At 27.0% G+C, this 2,742-nt stretch carries 4 protein-coding genes; all 4 read left to right on the top strand.

The window, feature by feature from the left end; all coding sequences use genetic code 11:
- Positions 1-712: M23 family metallopeptidase (locus J7G74_RS10690; protein ID WP_297135097.1), on the top strand; the 712-nt coding region annotated here is incomplete at its 5' end.
- A gap of 24 nt (positions 713-736) precedes the next feature.
- A complete protein-coding gene (locus tag J7G74_RS10685) occupies positions 737-1,258 on the top strand; it encodes a 3'-5' exonuclease (RefSeq protein WP_297135095.1) in 522 nt (173 codons plus the stop codon).
- A 123-nt stretch (positions 1,259-1,381) separates the two neighbouring features.
- Complete coding sequence (locus J7G74_RS10680) at positions 1,382-1,681, top strand: hypothetical protein (RefSeq protein ID WP_297135093.1); 300 nt, start codon at positions 1,382-1,384, stop codon at positions 1,679-1,681.
- Complete coding sequence (locus J7G74_RS10675; RefSeq protein ID WP_297135091.1) at positions 1,672-2,694, top strand: serine/threonine-protein kinase; 1,023 nt, start codon at positions 1,672-1,674, stop codon at positions 2,692-2,694. Before J7G74_RS10680 ends, J7G74_RS10675 begins: the two co-directional genes overlap by 10 nt.
- Positions 2,695-2,742 lie beyond the last annotated feature (48 nt).

Raw genomic sequence — 2,742 nt, 5'->3', positions numbered from 1 at the left:
TTCTGACTTTTTAAATAATATTTTTATTGTACAAGAAGTTGTGGCTCAAGATAAACAAATGTTGGAAGATTTAGAAAAAGATAAAGTAGAAATAGAAGATAAAAAAGAAGCACTAGAGGAAAATAAAGAAGAAGCAAAAGTAATAAAAGAAGAGTTAGAAAAAGATAAAAAAACTTTAGATGAAGATAAAAAAGAACTAGAAGCAATGAAAGAAAAATTAATGAAAGAAGAAGAAGAATTAGAAGCTGAATTGCAAAAAATAGCCTTAGAAAGTTCTGTAACTTCAGATGACTCAAATAGTTCTAGTAGTTCAGGTGCTGTTATATCAAATGGATCATGGCCGGTACCAGGGTACTCTACAATATCTTCTCCTTTTGGATATAGAATACATCCTATATTTGGAACTAAGAAACTTCATACAGGAATTGATATACCAGCTCCAACAGGTACTAATGCAGTTGCAGTATCTGACGGGACAGTAATATTCTCTGGAGTTAAAGGTGGATATGGTAATACTTTAATGATAAAACATACAGATGGAACTGTATCTTTATATGCACATAATAGCTCTCTATTAGTTGGAGTGGGACAAACTGTTAAGAAAGGACAAGCAGTTACTAAAGTAGGTAGTACAGGAAATTCAACAGGTCCTCATCTACACTTTGAAATAAGAGTTAATGGAACTCCTCAAAATCCTCTTAATTACATATAAGGTTTTTAGATAAGGAGTAAATGTATGCAAGAATATGTTGTAGTAGATCTAGAAACTACAGGATTTGATCCATATAAAGGTTGTGAAATAATTGAAATTGGTATAACTGAAATTAAAGATGATAAAATAGTTAGAAACTATTCTAGATTAATAAAGCCAGATAGTATAATACCACCAGTAATTACAGAGCTTACTGGAATAAGTAATGAAATGGTGGAAAATGAAGAAGGTATAGAATATGTATTACCTAGATTTAGAAAGTTTTTAGGAGATAGAGTTATGATTGCTCATAATGCTAAATTCGACTTGAAATTTCTAAATTATTATCTTAAAAAATATAACTTACAACCAATAGATAATTATTTATGTACTTTAGAAATGCTAAAAAAATGTAAGTCCTATAAAGGGAAAAATAAAAAATTACAAACGGCGTGTGAGTACTATAATATTACAAATGAAAATGCACATAGAGCTGATAGTGATACAAAAGCAACAGCTGAATTATTTTTAACAATAAAAGATGAAGTATTTAGTAGCTTAATATAATATTTTTAATAAGATAAGAGTGATAGATGAAATCTAGAACTCTTATTTTTTTGTTTTAAATTTGTATTTAAGGAATGAGTAGATTCATATTATATAACAGTAGGATAAATAGGAGGATTTGATATGAATCATATTTATGTAAATATATTTGTTGATAAAATAGAAATATATGTTGTAGATTACGAGAATGATAGAAGTCATAAAGTTAAACACGACATGATTTTATTGCCTATATCCTTTGGTATGGGGGATAAACTTTCTTATATAAAAAAACTAATAAGTGTAATTATAGATCAATATGATGTAAAATTTTATACACTTAATATAGATGAGGATATAGGTAAAGAGATAGTTGATGCTGTAAAAATAGAAGGGGTTTTAGAAGAATTATTTTCGTGTAAAGGGGTAGAGCTATGGAGATAAGTCCAAAGTTAAATTTAAGTATACTACAAAAGATTAATTCAGAGGGGGTAAACTCAGCTTTATATATAGTTGAAGATAAGCAGTTGAATAGTGAAATGATTTTGAAGCAAATAGACAAAAAAAAGTTAAAAGAGTATGATAAATATTTTGATGAATCTAAAAAGATATCAAGTTTAAATCATCCGAATATTATTAAGATTAACTATGCAACTTATGATGATGAATATATTTATATAACTATGCCTTATTATAGAAAAGGATCTTTAAATCATATATTAGAAAATAAAAATTTAACAGTTAGGGAAATAATAAGGTATTCATTGGACTTCTTATCAGCATTGTATTATGTCCATGATAATAACCTAATACATTGTGATATAAAGCCTAATAATATTCTTATAAATGATAATAACCAAGCTATATTGAGTGATTTTGGTTCAGCATTAGAATTAGATGAAAGTGGATTTGGAAGGCTTAAAAATGTTTATTATAAGCATATTGCTCCAGAGCAGTGCTTTACTTCTACAATTAATAAGAAGGTAGATATTTATCAAGTAGGTACAACTTTGTATAGGATGTGTAATGGGAATGAGGAATATAATGTTCAACTTAAAAGATATAAAAACTTAAATGATTTGAAAATTGCCATATCGAAAGGAAAATTTCCTGTAAGGAAAAAATATCTCCCTCATATTCCAAAATCTCTAATACTAGTAGTTGAAAGGTGTTTATCTTTAAATTATGAGAATAGATATGATAGCGTATTAGATATATTAAATGACTTGTCTGTTATAAATGAAAATTTAGACTGGAAATATGATAAACGAAACAAAGATTATTATACTTGGATAAATGACGAAAATTATGTGGCTTTAAAAAGAGAAAATAAATTTTGGTGTATAGAAACTAATTTTTCAAATAGTAATAGTGATTTAATTAATTTAGAGAGCAAGGCTCAAGGTTATAGAAGAGTACGAAAAATTATAAAAGAATATGAAAAAACCCTGCTTTAATCCGATCAAACAGGGTTTTATTTAAAATATATTATAAAAAGGGGTTTA

This window comes from Terrisporobacter sp. (genome assembly GCF_017888745.1).
Classification (GTDB): domain Bacteria; phylum Bacillota; class Clostridia; order Peptostreptococcales; family Peptostreptococcaceae; genus Terrisporobacter.
Note: the sequence above shows the minus strand (reverse complement) of the source record. Positions and strands in the feature narration are given on the sequence as shown.

Coding starts and splice junctions, on each gene's coding strand:
- J7G74_RS10685 (WP_297135095.1), top strand. CDS start 737: ATGCAAGAATATGTTGTAGTAGATCTAGAAACTACAGGATTTGATCCA.
- J7G74_RS10680 (WP_297135093.1), top strand. CDS start 1,382: ATGAATCATATTTATGTAAATATATTTGTTGATAAAATAGAAATATAT.
- J7G74_RS10675 (WP_297135091.1), top strand. CDS start 1,672: ATGGAGATAAGTCCAAAGTTAAATTTAAGTATACTACAAAAGATTAAT.